General features: G+C 65.0%; 15 protein-coding genes. 9 read left to right on the top strand and 6 right to left on the bottom strand.

The window, feature by feature from the left end; translation table 11 throughout:
• Positions 1-73 precede the first annotated feature (73 nt).
• Entirely contained in the window at positions 74-853 is a 780-nt protein-coding gene (locus tag MIN45_RS06780; RefSeq protein ID WP_286291153.1) for an aspartyl/asparaginyl beta-hydroxylase domain-containing protein, read from the top strand.
• Positions 846-1,820: a sulfotransferase family protein gene (locus tag MIN45_RS06775; protein ID WP_286291151.1), complete on the top strand. Its 975-nt coding sequence runs from the start codon at positions 846-848 to the stop codon at positions 1,818-1,820. The genes MIN45_RS06780 and MIN45_RS06775 overlap by 8 nt, the downstream gene beginning before the upstream one ends.
• Here MIN45_RS06775 and MIN45_RS06770 read toward each other — a convergent pair.
• Entirely contained in the window at positions 1,817-2,716 is a 900-nt protein-coding gene (locus tag MIN45_RS06770) for a hypothetical protein (RefSeq protein ID WP_286291150.1), read from the bottom strand. The two genes, MIN45_RS06775 and MIN45_RS06770, sit on opposite strands and share 4 nt — an antisense overlap.
• 24 nt (positions 2,717-2,740) lie before the next feature.
• Between MIN45_RS06770 and MIN45_RS06765 the strand changes: the two genes are divergently transcribed.
• Positions 2,741-3,619 carry a metallophosphoesterase family protein gene (locus MIN45_RS06765; protein WP_286291148.1) on the top strand — a complete coding sequence of 293 codons (879 nt, stop codon included), beginning with the start codon at positions 2,741-2,743 and terminating at the stop codon, positions 3,617-3,619.
• Here the strand turns inward: MIN45_RS06765 and lptG are convergent.
• The gene (gene lptG, locus MIN45_RS06760; protein WP_286291146.1) at positions 3,604-4,674 is read right to left on the bottom strand and encodes an LPS export ABC transporter permease LptG; all 1,071 of its coding nucleotides are present in this window, start codon (positions 4,672-4,674) and stop codon (positions 3,604-3,606) included. The genes MIN45_RS06765 and lptG overlap by 16 nt on opposite strands.
• On the bottom strand, positions 4,674-5,798 hold the full coding sequence (gene lptF, locus MIN45_RS06755) for an LPS export ABC transporter permease LptF (protein ID WP_286291145.1): 1,125 nt from the start codon (positions 5,796-5,798) through the stop codon (positions 4,674-4,676). The genes lptG and lptF overlap by 1 nt, the downstream gene beginning before the upstream one ends.
• Before the next feature lie 164 nt (positions 5,799-5,962).
• On the opposite strand from lptF, the gene MIN45_RS06750 reads away from it, so the two are divergent.
• From MIN45_RS06750 to MIN45_RS06735, 4 genes are read left to right on the top strand one after another with little or no spacing between them, the layout of a single operon-like run.
• A complete protein-coding gene (locus MIN45_RS06750) occupies positions 5,963-8,803 on the top strand; it encodes a 2-oxoglutarate dehydrogenase E1 component (RefSeq protein ID WP_286291143.1) in 2,841 nt (946 codons plus the stop codon).
• On the top strand, positions 8,803-9,984 hold the full coding sequence (odhB, locus tag MIN45_RS06745) for a 2-oxoglutarate dehydrogenase complex dihydrolipoyllysine-residue succinyltransferase (RefSeq protein ID WP_286291141.1): 1,182 nt from the start codon (positions 8,803-8,805) through the stop codon (positions 9,982-9,984). Before MIN45_RS06750 ends, odhB begins: the two co-directional genes overlap by 1 nt.
• A 56-nt stretch (positions 9,985-10,040) precedes the next feature.
• Positions 10,041-10,796 (top strand): rhomboid family intramembrane serine protease, encoded by a 756-nt coding sequence (locus MIN45_RS06740; protein ID WP_286291139.1) that lies wholly within the window; start codon positions 10,041-10,043, stop codon positions 10,794-10,796.
• Between the two features lie 4 nt (positions 10,797-10,800).
• Positions 10,801-11,232 carry a YcgN family cysteine cluster protein gene (locus MIN45_RS06735; protein WP_286291138.1) on the top strand — a complete coding sequence of 144 codons (432 nt, stop codon included), beginning with the start codon at positions 10,801-10,803 and terminating at the stop codon, positions 11,230-11,232.
• A 4-nt stretch (positions 11,233-11,236) separates the two neighbouring features.
• On the opposite strand, the gene MIN45_RS06730 is transcribed toward MIN45_RS06735, so the two are convergent.
• Entirely contained in the window at positions 11,237-11,563 is a 327-nt protein-coding gene (locus MIN45_RS06730) for a DUF2782 domain-containing protein (protein ID WP_286291136.1), read from the bottom strand.
• A gap of 135 nt (positions 11,564-11,698) precedes the next feature.
• Positions 11,699-11,836 (bottom strand): hypothetical protein, encoded by a 138-nt coding sequence (locus MIN45_RS06725; protein WP_286291135.1) that lies wholly within the window; start codon positions 11,834-11,836, stop codon positions 11,699-11,701.
• Positions 11,837-12,041: 205 nt separating this feature from the next.
• Between MIN45_RS06725 and gltX the strand changes: the two genes are divergently transcribed.
• Together gltX and cysS are read left to right on the top strand one after the other, a co-directional pair.
• Entirely contained in the window at positions 12,042-13,439 is a 1,398-nt protein-coding gene (gltX, locus tag MIN45_RS06720) for a glutamate--tRNA ligase (RefSeq protein WP_286291134.1), read from the top strand.
• A complete protein-coding gene (cysS, locus tag MIN45_RS06715; protein ID WP_286291133.1) occupies positions 13,433-14,812 on the top strand; it encodes a cysteine--tRNA ligase in 1,380 nt (459 codons plus the stop codon). Before gltX ends, cysS begins: the two co-directional genes overlap by 7 nt.
• A 9-nt stretch (positions 14,813-14,821) precedes the next feature.
• Here the strand turns inward: cysS and MIN45_RS06710 are convergent, their stop codons facing one another.
• Positions 14,822-15,202 (bottom strand): 4a-hydroxytetrahydrobiopterin dehydratase, encoded by a 381-nt coding sequence (locus tag MIN45_RS06710; protein ID WP_286291132.1) that lies wholly within the window; start codon positions 15,200-15,202, stop codon positions 14,822-14,824.
• Between the last annotated feature and the right edge of the window lie 36 nt (positions 15,203-15,238).

Genomic DNA, 15,238 nt, shown 5'->3' with positions numbered 1-15,238 from the left:
CCATGTGCTACTCGTTGCAAAAATGCTATTATTTGTTGTCCATCGGCAATTATCAGCAAACTACGAGGTCCTCATGGAGCGTCTGCAGCAGATCAAACGCCGCGCCATCATCAAAACCGGCAAATTCCTCACCCGCATGGTTGACCGTATCCTCGCCGCCCAGTCGCTGATCGGCGATGCCCCGGTGTTCGACCCGGCCCGGTTCGACTGGGTCCGGATTCTGGAACAGAACTACGAACCGATCCGCCGCGAGGCCGAGCAGCTGCTCAAAGAGCGGGAGCTGATCCCGGCCTTCCACGAGGTGTCACCGGATCAGAAACGCATCTCCAAGGGCGATCACTGGAAAACCCACATCCTTTACGGCTTCGGCCGCCGCATCGAGACCAACTGCCGGCGCTGCCCGGAAACCGCCCGGGTACTGGAACAGATCCCCGGCATGATGACCGCTTGGTTCTCGATCATCGACCCCGGCTATCACATTCCGCCCCACCGCGGCCCGAGCAAGAGCTTTGTGGTCTGTCATCTGGGGCTCATCATCCCCAAAGAAAGGGACAAATGCTATCTGCGGGTGGCCGATCGCAAACTCCACTGGGAGGAAGGCAAGTGTTTCGTGTTCGACGACACCTTCGATCACGAAGTCCGTAACGACACCGACGAGACCCGGGTGGTGTTGCTGGTGCACGTCGCCCGCCCCATGAAGCCCCTGGGGCAATGGGTCAGCCGCGCCATGCTCGCCCTCATCAAGGCGTCGCCCTATTTCAAGGACGGAGTCAAAAACATGCGCAAGTGGGAAGACCGTTATGCGGCCGCCCTCAAGCGCATGGAGAATCAACCGGTCACCACCGATGCCTGAACCGGGGCCATCGGTCGGCACGGAAGCGACAGGGAGCGCGCGCTTTCCGGACTTTTTCCTGGTCGGCGCCCCCCGCTGCGGCACCACGGCCATGAGCCACTATCTCGGCCACCATCCGCAGGTCTGCTTTTCCAAACCCAAGGAACCCCACTTCTTCAGCCTGCTGCGGCAATTGATGCCGCAGATGACGGTGGCCGACTACCTGGCCCACTGCTTCCCCCACTACGACCCGCAGCGGCACCGGGCCGTGGGGGAAGGCTCGGTGTCCTACCTTTATGACGACACCGCCATCGCCACCATCCTGCGTCACAATCCCGACGCCCGCTTCATCGTCATGGTGCGCAATCCGGTGGATTTGGTCTATTCCTACCATGCCCGCCTGGTGGCCCTGCTCGACGAGGACGAGGAAGATTTTGCCAGCGCCTGGCGCCTGCAGAAAACCCGCGCCCGCGGCGAGCGCATCCCCAAAACCTGCCGCAACCCCTTCCTGCTCCAGTACGCCGAGATCGGCCAGCTGGGCAAATACCTGGAAAGGCTGTGGAACCAGGCCGGCAGGGAACGCTGTCTGGTGCAGGTATTCGACGATTTCATCGCCGATCCGCGCCGGGTCTATCGGAACATCCTCGACTTCATCGGCGTCGAGGACGACGGCCGTGCCGAATTTCCGCCGCGGGAGAGCAACAAGGTCGCCCGCATCAAATGGTTGCAGCGCTGGCTCAAGCGGCCGCCGACACAGGTGGCCAGCTTCGCCGCCACCCTGGAGCACCAGCGCCGCCGCAAACAGGGGAAACGCAAGTCCGCCGTCAAACGCCTGCGCAAGCGGCTGTTGAAATGGAACACGGTCTATCGCCCCCGCCCCCCGCTGCCGCGGGAACTGCGCGCCGAACTGGTGGAGACCTTCGCTGCCGACATCGACCGCCTCGGGACCCTGCTGGAACGGGACCTGAGTCACTGGAAGCGGATCTAACGGAACACGCCTTCCCGGTACAGGCGCCACAACAGCCCCCAGCCGTAAATCAAGGGGTGGCGGCGGACGCGCGCGGGGACTTCGATGGTGCGGCCGGTGTGGCGGGTCAGCTTCCAGAGGATGTAATCGACCCCGCCCTGGAAGGTGAACAGGGCCTTGATCAGCCGCAGCAGCGACAACACCTTGCCCTGGATGCCGCGCACTCGCCAACGCCAGCGATACCAGCGCCTCACCGGCGTTGGGATGTCGAGACACCAAAGCGCCTGCCGGCGCCGCAGCCGATAGGGCAACCCGGCCAACAGGAAGGGCGTCAGGCGCTGATAATCATCTTGCGCCCACCGATACAGCTGCCGGGCCCGCTCCGCCGCTTTCTCGGCCCGCAGCTCGGCCCCGTAACTGTAGCGCAGGCCCGTCTGCCACAGGGTGGCGGTGTCGAAACAGGGGGGCAACAGAGGCACGGTCTCGCTGACGAAACGGGCGGCGGCGGCGACAAGACAGGCGGCGATACGCTCGGCCACCGCCCCGTCACGGCGCCAGACCAGACGGCAGGGCTGGGAGAAGCGCCCCCAAAGATAGGAATGAAACCAACCCTGGGTGCCCCGTTGGAAGTCGGCAAGGGTGAGCACGGCGTACTTGCTGCGCACCGTTCTGCCGTCGTGGCGGATTTCGGCGTAGAAGACGTTGGGCGGCAGCAGCCGATTGGCCCAGGCCAGCCAGCGGCGTTCGTAAGCCCTGGTATAATCGTCCACCAGCACGTACAGATCCACCAGGCCGTCGTAGGGATCGCCGCTGCGCAAACAGGAACCGTACATCAGCACCGCCGCCGCACCCGGATGACGCGCCGCCAGGCGTTCCGCCAGCACCCGCACCGCCTCGGGCACGGGAGTTTCGATCACTTGCCGCATCCAGGCCGATAATTCATGTCCCATCGCTTCCGTCTCGCCCATCTTTCCGATCCTCATCTCACCGATCCCCGTCCCCGCCTGCGGCAGTTGTGCAGCAAGCGCCTGCTGGGGTGGCTGTCCTGGCGCCTGCGCCGCCGCCGCGAACACCGCCCCGAGGTGCTGGCCGCGCTGGTGGCCGATCTGAGGCGGCAGGCCCCCGACCATACCGTGGTCACCGGCGATCTGACCCAGATCGGCCTGCCCCACGAATGCCGGGAGGCGGCCGCCTGGCTGGCAAGCCTTGGCCCGCCGGCACAGGTCAGCGTCATCCCCGGCAACCACGACCGCTACGTCACCGAAAACGAAGCCGATACCGTGGCCCGGTGGGCCCCCTATTGCCAGGGGGGGCGGTTTCCCTTCGTCAAGATCCTGGGTCCGGTCCGCCTGATCGGCCTCGATTCGGCGCCACCCACCGCCCCCTTTCTGGCCACCGGGGCGCTCGGAGCCGCCCAGTGCCGTCGTCTCGAGACCCTGCTGGCGGAAACCCAAGGCTGCCGCATCGTAGCCATCCATCACCCGCCCCACCCGGAAGCCGCCAAGGCCCGCAAGCGCCTCACCGACCGCGACCGGCTGCTGGCGGCGCTGCGCCGCCACGGCTGCGAACTGCTGCTGCATGGCCACACCCACCACTGGCAGCTGCACTGGCTCGAAGGGCCCGCCGGCCCCATCCCCTGCCTCGGCGTCCCCTCGGCTTCCGCCCTCGGCCGCCGGCGCGGCTACCGGGCCCGTTATCACCTCTACGACATCGAAGCGGCCGCAGACGGCTGGCGCATCGCGGTGGAAATCCGCGGGCTCGATCCGGCAAGCGGGACTTTCCGCCACGAGGGTGGCTTCCAGCTTCACTGCCGCAACTGACGCACCCACCCCAGGCTCAGCGCCAGAATCAGTCCCGTCGGCGCCAACGCCGTGAGCAGCGGCGGCAGATTCCACAACAGCCCCAGATTGGCGATCACCTGGGTGGCGAGGAAATACAACACCCCGATCACGATGGCCGCCACCACCTGCCAGCCGAATCCACCGCCGCGGGGATTGGTCGCCGCCACCGGCAGCAGGAACAGCACCATCACCGCCATGTTCAGGGGCAGCAGCAGGCGCTGCCAGAACAGCAGTTCGTAGCCTTCCGCCTTCTGACGGGTGGCCTTGAGATACTGGACGTAACCCCACAGATCGGCCAGCGCCAGGGTTTCCGGCGGCAGTTCCAGGGTCGCCAGCTGCCTCGGGGACAGGAACGCGCGCCATTGCAACCGGGGCAAAAATTCGGTCTGGAGCATGCCGCCCCGCCAGCGTTTCTCGGTCACCTGCTGCAGCTGCCAGGTTCTCTCGTCGAGCACCTGGGCCTGACGGGCGTGGAGATAGGTCAGCAGACGGCCCTGGGCATCGAATTCGTAGATGTCCACGTCCTGGGGCAGACGGCCGTGGCGGATGGCGTGGACGTTGACGAAACGCCGGCCGTCCCGGGACCAGAAACCGTACTCGGTCCGCAGGGTTCCCTGCCCCGCCAGGGCCTGTTGGCGCATGACGAAACCCCACTGGGAGGTTCTGGGAGCGATGAACTGGGCGTCGAGCATCAACAGGGCGGCCAGGAGCGACACAGCCTTGAGCAGCCCCCAGGCCAGCTTCGCCAGCGACAGCCCGGCCGCGCGCATGGCCAGAATCTCGCGGCTTCCCACCAGCGCCGCCAGCGCCAGGCTGCCGCCCATCAGGGTGGCGATGGCGGAGAATTCCAGCAGTTTGGTGGGAAAGGAGGAAGCCACGTACCACAATGCGTGCCGCAGGCGGTAGTTGCCCTCGCCCACCTCGCCGAGCTCGTCCACCAGATCCAGGAAGCCGAACAGGGCCAGCAGCACCAGGATCACGATCAGGTAGAATCGCAGGAAGTGGCCGGCCAGATAGCGCTCGAGGATGCCCATCAGGCGGCCCTCCAACGCGCCCTGAGATGCCGCGAGCGCCAGGCGGCGAGCAACAGGGGGGCGTACCAGATCACGACGATGACGGCCAGCAGCGCATCCACCCACCACAGGCCGGGCATGGCCCCCACCTGGCCTTCCTTGACCCAGGTCTTGGCGATTCCCGACAGGTTGTAATAGACCGCGAACAGGACGATGGCGAGTATCGTCCGGGCGAAGCGGCCGCGGCGCGGCGCGCTGCGGCTCAAAGGGACCGCCAGCAGCGCCAGCAGCAGGGCCGAGACGGGCCGCAGCAGGCGCCACTGGAGTTCGGCCAGATTCTTGGGATCGTCGTCGGCGTGGCGCCAGAGCGCTTCCAGACCGGCGGCCTTGGCTTTGTAACCCAGCGGTTTGGGCGCTCCCGCCAGCGTCAGGGTGAAGGTCTGAAAATGCAGCACCACATCGTCACGGCCGCCGGGATTCAGATCGTAAGCATATCCCTGGTGGAAGACCAGCGCGGTGCGCAGGTCTTCGGTGGTCTCCTGGGTCAGGTAACGGGCATGGACGGTCTGGCGGCGGCCGTTGTCCTTGGGACGGGTGAAGAACACCCGCTCCAGGCGCGCCTGCCTGCGGTCGATGCCTTCCGCGAACAGCACGTAGTGGCCGCTCTCGCTGCTGTGGAAACGGCCCGGCTCCAGCTTGTCGATGTCGAACTGGGCCTTGGCCCGATCCTGGAGCACGTAACTGCGTGCATAGGCCCAGGGACGCACGTACCAGGAAAGCAGCGCCACCCCCAGCGCGACGAGCATCCCCAGACGCAAGACCGCCCAGGTCACCCGCAGCTCGCTGTAGCCGCAGGCGAACATCGCCGTCATCTCGGCATCGTTGTAGAGCCGGCCCAGCCCCAGCACCACCGACAGATACAGGGCGATGGGCAACAGCACTTCCAAGGCGATGAGAATCTTGAGACCCACCAGCTGCCAGACGATGTCCATGGGGAGGATGCCGGCCACCGCATCGGCGAGCAGTTGGGCGCTGCTGTAGCCCCCGAACAGCAGGACGAAGAATCCGCCGGTAGCCAGCAGCGGGCGCATGACTTCCAGAGCCAGGTAGCGGTCGAGCAAGGACCAGCGCAACCAGGCGATCATCGGCGCGGCGCACCCCGAAAGTGAGAAAGTGCCTGCATCTTGCGTCAATCTCCCTATAATTTCATTCCAAAGCTTGGGGGGGGAACGGCGATCGTGAAAACCGGTCATTCGGCCATTGTACCAATTGCCCCCGCCATCAACACCCGCAACCCCGACGAGGGCCTATGAGCGAATCCTTCGAACGCTGGCGCCAGTCCTCCCCCTTCTACGGGGGCAACGTCCAATATCTGGAGACCCTCTACGAGCGCTTCCTGGAAGATCCCGACAGCGTCCCGCCCCACTGGCGCGAGCGTTTCCGCCAGTTGCAGCGGCAGCTGCCCGATCATCCGGACATCCCCCACCGGCCGGTGCGTCAGCGTTTCGCCGCCCTGGTCCGGGAAGCGAAAGCGGTGGCGACGACCGGCGGGGAAACCGCCTGCGCCAAGCAGATCGCGGTCAACCGCCTCATCGTCCAGTACCGCCTTCTGGGCCACCTGGTGGCCGACACCAATCCCCTGCCGCTGCGCCCCAGGCCCTACCTGCCGGAGCTTGACCCAGGCTTCTACGGCCTCACCGAGGCCGACCTGGACCGGGAATTCGACGCCTCCTTGATCCACGGCGCAGACCGCCTGACCCTGCGCGAGATTCTCGCCAAGCTCAAGCGCATCTACTGCGGCAAGGTGGGCAGCGAAACCATGCACATTCTCTCCCGCGACGTGCGTCACTGGGTCCAGCGGCAACTGGAAACCCGCGAATGCCAACCGCGGCTGACGCCGGAGGAGAAGCGCTGGATCCTGAAACTGCTGATCGCCGCCGAAGGCATCGAGAAATACCTTCACCGCCGCTACGTGGGCCAGAAACGCTTTTCCCTGGAAGGCGGCGAGAGCCTCATCCCTCTCCTGGACGAGCTCATCCAGAGCGCCGGAGAGAAGGGGATCGAGGAGATGGTCATGGGCATGGCCCACCGCGGCCGCCTCAACGTGCTGGTCAACATCCTCGGCAAGCAGCCGGAATCGCTGTTCCAGGAATTCGAGGGCAAGGCCAAGCCCAGCGGGGGGACCACCGGCGACGTCAAGTATCACCTGGGCTTTTCCTCCGACATCCCCACCCCGGGCGGCCCTTTGCATCTGGCCCTGGCTTTCAACCCTTCCCATCTGGAGATCATCGACCCGGTCGCCGAAGGTTCGACCCGGGCACGCCAGGACCGCATCGGCAAGACCGGCCCCGACCGGGTGCTGCCGCTGCTGATTCACGGCGATGCCGCTTTCGCCGCCCAGGGGGTGGTGATGGAGACCCTGCAGATGGCCCAGACCCGCGCCTTTCACACCGGCGGCACCGTCCATGTGGTGGTGAACAATCAGATCGGCTTCACCATCAGCAATCCCTTCGACGCCCGCTCCACCACCTATCCCACCGACGTGGCCAAGATGATCGAGGCGCCGGTCTTCCACGTCAACGGTGACGATCCCGAAGCGGTGATCTACGTCATCCGCCTGGCGCTGGAATTCCGCATGACCTTCAACCGCGACGTGGTCATCGACCTGGTCTGCTACCGCCGCCACGGCCACAACGAGGCCGACGAGCCGGCGGTGACCCAGCCGGTGATGTACCGCCACATCCGCCGGCATCCCAGCGCCGCCTTCCTCTACGCCCGCCGGCTGATCGAGGAAGGCGTGATCGATCCGGCCACCCCTGAACGTTTCGAGCGCGAATACACCCAGGCCCTGGAACAGGGCGGACCGCTGCTGCGCCAACCCCTGCCCAAGACCACCTTCCGCAACCGGGTCGCCTGGCATCCCTACGTGGGCAAACGCTGGGACGCGCCCTACGACTCCCGCTTCCCGCTGGAGAAACTCCGGGAACTGGCCTACGAGTGGCTCAAGCTGCCGGAAGGTTTCGAGCTTCATCCCCGGGTCGCCAAGATCTGGGAGGACCGGCGCAAGATGACCGAAGGCGAGCTGCCGGTGGACTGGGGCTATGCCGAAAACATGGCCTACGCCACCCTGCTGGCGGACGGCAAGGCGGTAAGACTGACCGGCCAGGATTCGGGCCGCGGCACTTTCTTTCACCGCCATGGCATCGTCTATCACTACAAGACCGGCGAGCCCTTCATTCCCCTGAAGAAGATCGCCTACCGCTTCGATACCCGCTTCTACCTCTACGACTCGCTGCTGTCCGAGGAAGGGGTGCTGGGGTTCGAATACGGTTACAGCACCGCCGATCCGGAAACCCTGGTGATCTGGGAGGCCCAGTTCGGCGACTTCGCCAACGTCGCCCAGGTGGTGATCGACCAGTTCATCAGCTCCGGCGAAGCCAAGTGGGGGCGGCTGTCGGGGCTGACCCTGTTTCTGCCCCACGGCTACGAAGGCCAGGGGCCGGAACATTCCTCCGCCCGCCTCGAACGCTTCCTGCAACTGTGCGCCGAGGACAACATGCAGGCCTGCGTCCCCACCACACCGGCCCAGATTTTCCACCTGCTGCGGCGGCAGATGCTGCGGCCTTACCGCAAGCCCCTCATCACCTTCACCCCCAAGAGCCTGTTGCGCCACCGCCTGGCCGTCTCCACCCTGGAGGAACTGGCCGAAGGCCGCTTCCAGCTGGTGATCGACGAAACCGATCCCATCGACCGCGACCGGGTACGGCGGGTGATCCTGTGCTGCGGCAAGCTCTACTACGAACTGCTGGAAGCCCGGCGCCAGGCGCAAATCGACGACATCGCCATCCTCCGCCTGGAACAGCTCTACCCCTTTCCCGTCCAGGCACTGCAACAAGCCTTGGAGGGCTATCCCAAGTTGCGCGAGCTGGTATGGTGCCAGGAGGAGCCCAAGAATCAGGGCGCCTGGTACCAAATCCGCCACCGCTTCCTGGAAACCCTGCCTTCCGGGGTGGAACTGCGCTACGTGGGCCGCCCGCCGGCGGCCGCCCCCGCCGAAGGCACTTTCGCCATGCACGTGGAACGGCAACACGCTATCATTGAGGCCGCGTTGCATCCCCAAATCGACGAACTCAAACGGGCAGCAGGCTGATGGAAATACGCGTTCCTCCTTTGCCGGAATCGGTCACCGACGCCACCGTCGCCGCCTGGCACAAAAAACCCGGCGAGACAGTCCGCCGCGATGAAAAGTTGGTGGATTTGGAAACCGACAAGGTGGTTTTGGAGGTGCCCGCGCCTGCCGACGGCACCCTGAAGGAAATCCAGCACCCGGAAGGCGACACCGTCACCAGCGGCGAGGTACTGGCGGTTCTCGAACCTGGTGAAGTCGCCGCGGAGGCCCCGGCCGAGAAACCGCCCACCGGCGCCCCCCAGGCTCCGCCGCCGCTGGCGCCGGCCAAACCGGAAGCGCAGCCGCCGGCGCTCAGTCCTTCGGTGCGCCGCCTGCTGACCGAACACGATCTTGACGCCAGCCAGATTCCCGCCACCGGCAAAGACGGCCGTCTGACCCGGGAAGACGTGCTCGCCTATCTGGAACGCCACAAGGCCGCCGCACCGGCGCCGGCTGCCGGCGAGCGTCCCGAACAACGGGTTCCCATGACCCGTATCCGCGCCCGCATCGCCCAAAGGCTGCTGGAGGTGCAGCGCAACACCGCGATGCTCACCACCTTCAACGAGGTGGACCTCCTTCAGGTCATGCAGATCCGTAAACGCCACGGCGAGGCGTTCCGGAAGAAACACGGCATCAAGCTCGGCTTCATGAGCTTCTTCGTCAAGGCCTCGGTGGAGGCGCTGAAAGCCTTTCCCATCGTCAACGCCAGCATCGACGGGGAGGACGTCGTCTATCACGGTTATTTCGATATCGGCATCGCCGTCTCCACCGACCGCGGCCTGGTGGTGCCGATCCTGCGCGATGCCGACCGGCTGGGCCTGGCCGACATCGAAAAACGGATCGACGAATTCGCCCGCAAGGCCCGGGAGGGGACCCTGGCGCTGGAGGACCTGCAGGGCGGCACCTTCACCATCACCAACGGCGGCATCTTCGGTTCCCTGCTCTCCACCCCGCTGCTCAACCCGCCCCAGAGCGCCATTCTCGGCATGCACGCCATCAAGGAACGGCCGGTGGCGGTGGACGGCGAGGTGGTGATCCGGCCGATGATGTATCTGGCCCTGACCTACGACCACCGCCTCATCGACGGCCGCGAAGCGGTGCTGTTCCTGCGTACCGTCAAGGAAATCCTGGAGGCGCCGGAGCGGCTGTTCCTGGGCGTTTGACCAGGGCGGCGAATCTGGTAGTTCAAGGCCAAAACCAATAACGACGAGGTCGAGCCATGTTCCCTTTACGCGACGAGAACCCGACGCTCCATACCCCCATCGCCACCTGGGCCATCATCGCCCTCAACGTGCTGGTCTGGGCCGGGCTGGAAGGTTTCGGCCAGCCGATGACGGTGCTGCAGGCCCTGTGCGACTGGGCCATGATTCCCGCCGAACTGTTCGGCCATCTCAAACCTGGAGACAGCATTCCACTGGGGCCGGAGGTGGAATGCGTGCTGGAGAACCGTTCTCCCTGGCTGACCGTGTTCATGTCCATGTTCATGCACGGCAGCTGGTTCCACCTGATCTCCAACATGTGGTTTCTATGGATCTTCGGAGACAACGTCGAGGACGCGATGGGATCCGGCCGTTTCCTGCTCTTCTACCTGCTGTGCGGCCTGGCGGCGGCTGCGGCCCAGGTACTGGCCGATCCGTCCAGCCCGGTGCCGATGGTCGGCGCCTCCGGGGCCATCGGCGGGGTGATGGGCGCTTACGCCCGCCTGTATCCCAACGCCCGGGTGGAGAATCTGGTGCCGATGGGTTTCTATCTGGCCATCGTGTCGGTGCCGGCCTATTTCATGCTCGGCTACTGGTTCCTGATCCAGATCATCGCCGGCCTGGCGACCGACACCGCAGCGGGCGGAGTGGCCTTCTGGGCCCATGCCGGCGGTTTCCTCGCCGGGTTGCTGCTGGCCGGCCCGCTGCACCGGCCCGACTATCTGGCCGAACATATCGCCCAGACCCCGCGGCAACGCAGCGACTACCGCTGGTGACGGCATGACCGAACCGTTCTGGCGGCGCAAATCATTGGCGGAGATGACCGAGGCGGAGTGGGAAAGCCTGTGCGACCGCTGCGGCCGCTGCTGCCTGCACAAGATCGAGGACATCGACACCGGTGAAATCCTGTTCACCAACGTGGTCTGCGCCCTGTTCGACCTGGCCGGCGGCCGCTGCACCCGGTACCGCATCCGCCGCCAGCTGGTGCCCGACTGCCTCGACCTCAAGGAAGGTCTGCCGCCGCTGCACTGGCTGCCGCAAACCTGCGCCTATCGCCTGCTGGCGGAGAGCAAACCCTTACCCTGGTGGCATCCCCTGGTGAGCGGTGACCCGGAAACGGTGCACGAAGCCGGCATTTCCATCCGCAGCTTCGCGATTCCGGAGACGGAGGTGGAAGACGTTCACGACCACGTGGTCGAAGGGCTGCGCTGAGATCCTACCATTCCAGGATGCGCCACTGGTGCACCCGGACTCCCTCCTCCAGATCGCTGCGGCGGGTGTCGAGGGTGCCGTCGGCATCGGTATCCACCAGATAATAGGGCGGACCGATGGGCGGAATGACCTTGATCATATAAAGCTGCCCACCGATGCGGTATTCCTCGATCACACTCTTGCCGCGGCGGCGAATCGTCACCTCCGGCTGCAGCTCCCGGTCCTCTTCCACTTGCGGCAGCGGTTCCAGTGGCGGCGGCGCATCATCGTCAGCGGCCCAGGTTACACCGCCGATCAGGACCTGAAGCAAAACGGGTAAAAGCCGGCGCATCACTGTTCTCCTGGTGGCTTGCATGGCCCCATTATAACGGTGGCGGCGCTGTTTTCAGGCACGAAAAAAGCGGGATGGAAACATCCCGCTTTTTTCGTGCTTTCCCCGGGGGGAAATTCAGGTCCGAGACGTGGATTACTCGCCCTTGTCCTGATCTTCAGGCTCGGCCATCACCCACTTATAGAAGAAATAAGCGGCCACGATGACGAGGATGGTCACGACGATGCCGCCCGGGGTGCGCATCTTTTCCACTAAGTCGAGTATAGCTCCCATGAGATCCTACCTTGAAAATTTGTTTTAATCGGTCGTGCTACGCAAAATGCAAGCAGTCTCATTTTTACGAATTGCCCTCATCCTGTCAAGCAAAGGGGTATGTTTTCTCCCTGGGCGCCTGTCGATTTCGTTTACCGGGGCTGCTCTGTTTTCGTTCTCCGTGGAAATTCAATAAAATACTCGTTTCCCTGACAGATGAAACGACATGCGCCCAGGCAAGACGCGCTTTGCGCCCAGCCCCACCGGCTTCATCCATCTCGGCAACGCCCGCACCGCCCTGTTCAACCGCCTCGCCGGCGAGCGCTTCCTGCTGCGCATCGAGGACACCGACCGGGAGCGCTGCCGCACCGAGTATGTCGCCGCGTTGATCGAGGACTTGCAGTGGCTCGGCATCGACTGGGACGAAGGCCCCCATTCGGCCGCACCGGACGATTATTTCCAATCCCGGCGCCAGGCGATCTACGACCGCTATTACGCCTGTCTGGAACAAGCAGGAAGCGCCTATCCCTGCTTCTGCTCCCCTGAAGAACTGGCGCAAATCCGCGCCCGCCAACGCGCCGCCGGTCAGCCTCCCCGTTATCCGGGCACCTGCGCGCGGCTTTCCCCGGAGGAGGTCGAAGCCCGCCTGGCCCGGGGCCTGAAATCGACGCTGCGCTTCCGCGTCCCGCCGGGACGTCAGATCACCTTCGACGACCTGATCCGCGGCCCCCAGGCATTCCGCAGCGACGACATCGGCGATTTCATCATCCGCCGCGCCGACGGCACCCCGGCGTTCCTGTTCTGCAACGCCGTAGACGACGCCCTCATGGCGGTCACCCACGTGCTGCGCGGCGAGGACCACCTGGCCAACACCCCGCGCCAGCTGCTCATCCTCGAAGCTTTGCGGCTGACTCCGCCGCGCTACGGCCATCTGCCCCTGATTCTCGGCGACGACGGCGCCCCCCTGTCCAAGCGCAACGGCAGCCGCAGTATCCGCGAGCTGCGCCAGCAGGGCTATCTGCCCCTCGCGGTGGTCAACCTGCTCGCCCGTCTCGGTCATCATTACCGCGAGGAGGCGCTGTTGACCTTGGCGGAACTGAGCGAAGGCTTCGATCTGGCCGCCATCGGCAAGTCCCCGGCCCGCTTCGACCCCCAGCAGCTCGATTACTGGCAGAAGCAGGCAGTCCACGCCGCTGACGACGCCATCCTGTGGGACTGGCTCGACGAGGCCACCCGTACCCTGATCCCCGCCCCCTGCCGCAGCGAATTCTTGAGTTTGGTGCGCAGCAATTGCCTGTTTCCAAAGGAGGCCCGCCACTGGGCCGAAATCCTGTTCGGCGACGCCGGGAAGCCTGACCCAGACGCCCGCCGGGTCCTGGAACAGACCCCGGCGGAATTCTTCCAGGCCGCCCTGGAAGCGGCCCGCCGCCACCCGGAGGACTATCAGGCTTTCGTGACGGAATTGAAAACGCTCACCGGCGTCAAAGGCAAACGGCTGTTCCAGCCGCTGCGCGCCGCCCTCAGCGGCCGCCTCGACGGCCCGGAACTGGAACGTCTCTACCGCCTGCCCGGCCCTGGGCGGGTACAAACCCGACTGGCCCGATGGATCACGCACCGATGCTGAAACTGTACAACAGCCTCACCCGCCGCAAGGAACCATTCAAACCCCTGCAAGCCGGCAAGGTCCGCATGTACGTATGCGGCATGACCGTGTACGACTACTGCCACCTGGGCCACGCCCGGGTGATGGTGGTGTTCGACGTGCTGGCCCGCTACCTGCGCTGGAAGGGCTTTGAGGTCACCTACGTGCGCAACATCACCGACATCGACGACAAGATCATCCGCCGCGCCGCCGAGGAAGGCGTCCCCATCGGGGAACTGACCGAACGTTTCATCCAGGCCATGCACGAGGACGAAAAGGCCCTCGGCTGCCTGCCGCCGGACCAGGAACCGCGCGCCACCCAGTCGATCCCGCAGATCATCGCCATGATTCAGACCCTGATCGACAAGGGTTATGCCTACGTGGGGGAAAACGGCGACGTCTATTACGCCGTCAGCCGTTTCGAGGATTACGGCAAGCTGTCGGGCAAAAAGCCGGAGGAACTGCGTGCCGGCGCCCGGGTCGAGGTCAGCGAGGCCAAGCGCGATCCTCTCGATTTCGTCCTCTGGAAACGGGCCAAGCCGGGGGAGCCTGCCTGGGATTCCCCCTGGGGACCGGGCCGGCCCGGCTGGCACATCGAATGCTCGGCCATGTCCACCGCCTGCCTGGGGGCCCATTTCGACATCCACGGCGGCGGCGCCGACCTCCAGTTCCCCCACCACGAAAACGAGATCGCCCAAAGCGAGGCGGCCACCGGCCACCCCTTCGTCAACTACTGGGTGCACGCCGGCTTCGTACGCGTCAATCAGGAGAAGATGTCCAAGTCCCTGGGCAACTTCATCCGCCTACGCGATGTCCTGCAGAAATATCCGGGCGAGGTGATCCGCTTGTGTCTCCTCTCCAGCCATTACCGCAGCCCGCTGGACTTCTCCGAGGATTCCCTGAAGGCTGCCCAAGCCGCTCTCACCCGTCTCTACACCGCCCTGCGCGGTTTGCCGAAAGGCGAGGAAGGCGAGGAAGGCAGAATCTGGCGCCAGCGTTTCGAGGCCGCCATGGACGACGACCTGGGTACCCCGGAGGCCCTGGCGGTGCTGTTCGACCTGGCCAAGGAGATCAACCGCCTGCGTGACTGTGACCCGGAAAAGGCGGCCCGCCTCGGGGCGACGCTCAAGACCCTGGGCAAGGTGCTGGGGATTTTGACCCAGGACCCGGAAGCCTTCCTCAAAGGAGAGACGGCGGATCTTTCCGACGAGGAGATCGAGCGCCTGATCGAACAGCGCGATCAGGCCCGCAAACGGCGCGACTGGGCCAGCGCCGACCGCATCCGCGACCAGCTCAAGAAGAAGGGCATCGTCCTGGAGGATACGCCCCAGGGAACCCTGTGGCGGCGGGTATGACGCCGCGGCTCAGTCGTACTTGAGGTACTTGAAGCGCGGGTCGTCCGGCGTTCCCTCCAGGGCGCTGTCCTCACCCGGACGCCACATCACCACTTCCTCGATCTTCCGCGCCAGCTCGAAGTCTTTGTCGGTGATGCCCTTGGCCGAGTGGGTCATCAGTTTGACGATGACGAAGGCATAGGACACCGTCAGGTCCGGATGGTGGAAGGCCGCTTCGGCCAGATGGCCGATGGTGTTGACCACCATCAGGGTCGCCTTCCAGCCGGCGGTTCTGTACTTGCGCCGGATCCAGCCCTTCTCGTAGTACCAGCAGGGCAGCTCCTCGGCGAGCCGCGCCTCGATCTCCGCGTCGGAATAGGTTGGTTCCGGTCCGCGTTTGCGCCAGCCCATGACACACCTCCCCGTATCGTCTCGAACACAGGTAAA

Origin of the sequence: Methylomarinovum tepidoasis, assembly GCF_030294985.1 — a bacterium.
Taxonomy (GTDB): Bacteria; Pseudomonadota; Gammaproteobacteria; order Methylococcales; family Methylothermaceae; genus Methylohalobius; species Methylohalobius tepidoasis.
The sequence above is the reverse complement of the archived record's forward strand: the minus strand, read 5'-3'. Positions and strand labels throughout refer to the sequence as shown.

Coding starts and splice junctions, on each gene's coding strand:
- gltX (WP_286291134.1), top strand. CDS start 12,042: ATGCGCCCAGGCAAGACGCGCTTTGCGCCCAGCCCCACCGGCTTCATC.
- MIN45_RS06740 (WP_286291139.1), top strand. CDS start 10,041: ATGTTCCCTTTACGCGACGAGAACCCGACGCTCCATACCCCCATCGCC.
- MIN45_RS06780 (WP_286291153.1), top strand. CDS start 74: ATGGAGCGTCTGCAGCAGATCAAACGCCGCGCCATCATCAAAACCGGC.
- MIN45_RS06775 (WP_286291151.1), top strand. CDS start 846: ATGCCTGAACCGGGGCCATCGGTCGGCACGGAAGCGACAGGGAGCGCG.
- lptF (WP_286291145.1), bottom strand. CDS start 5,798: ATGATCGCCTGGTTGCGCTGGTCCTTGCTCGACCGCTACCTGGCTCTG.
- cysS (WP_286291133.1), top strand. CDS start 13,433: ATGCTGAAACTGTACAACAGCCTCACCCGCCGCAAGGAACCATTCAAA.
- MIN45_RS06735 (WP_286291138.1), top strand. CDS start 10,801: ATGACCGAACCGTTCTGGCGGCGCAAATCATTGGCGGAGATGACCGAG.
- MIN45_RS06730 (WP_286291136.1), bottom strand. CDS start 11,563: ATGCGCCGGCTTTTACCCGTTTTGCTTCAGGTCCTGATCGGCGGTGTA.
- MIN45_RS06765 (WP_286291148.1), top strand. CDS start 2,741: ATGTCCCATCGCTTCCGTCTCGCCCATCTTTCCGATCCTCATCTCACC.
- MIN45_RS06750 (WP_286291143.1), top strand. CDS start 5,963: ATGAGCGAATCCTTCGAACGCTGGCGCCAGTCCTCCCCCTTCTACGGG.
- odhB (WP_286291141.1), top strand. CDS start 8,803: ATGGAAATACGCGTTCCTCCTTTGCCGGAATCGGTCACCGACGCCACC.
- MIN45_RS06710 (WP_286291132.1), bottom strand. CDS start 15,202: ATGGGCTGGCGCAAACGCGGACCGGAACCAACCTATTCCGACGCGGAG.
- lptG (WP_286291146.1), bottom strand. CDS start 4,674: ATGGGCATCCTCGAGCGCTATCTGGCCGGCCACTTCCTGCGATTCTAC.
- MIN45_RS06725 (WP_286291135.1), bottom strand. CDS start 11,836: ATGGGAGCTATACTCGACTTAGTGGAAAAGATGCGCACCCCGGGCGGC.